1 pseudogene is annotated in these 411 nt (G+C 76.6%); it reads right to left on the minus strand.

Features of this window, described 5'->3' with window-relative positions:
- Positions 1-411 (minus strand): annotated as a pseudogene (locus tag GT030_RS10265) (hypothetical protein); the annotation flags it as partial.

Raw genomic sequence — 411 nt, forward strand, 5'->3', positions numbered from 1 at the left:
CGCGTCGTCCTTCTTCTCGGCCGCGGTGGCGCCGGCCGCCTGCGCGGCCGTCAGCTGGTCGGCCGCGACCTGCCGCTGCGACTGCGCGGTCCGCTCCGCGGCCGCCGCCTTGTCCCGCTCGCTCGCGGCGAGATCGCGCTGGGACTTGGCGTAGTCGCGCTGCTGCTCGGCCGTGACGCGCTTGGCGTCGGCGTCGGCCGCGGCGGTCTTGGCCTTCTGCTCGGCCGTCGCCGCCTTGGTCTGGGCGGCCTTGGCCTTGTCGGCGTTCTCCGCGGCCTTGGTGGCCTGCAGCGCCGCGCCCTCGGCGGCGGCCTTCGCCTGCGCGGCGGCCTCCTCGGCGGCCTTGCGGCGGAAATCGGCCTTCGCGGCGTGCGCCTGGGTCATCGCCAGCGCGCTCAGCGTCTTGCTGTC

This window comes from Streptomyces sp. SID1328, from assembly GCF_009865595.1.
Lineage (GTDB): Bacteria > Actinomycetota > Actinomycetes > Streptomycetales > Streptomycetaceae > Streptomyces > Streptomyces griseoluteus.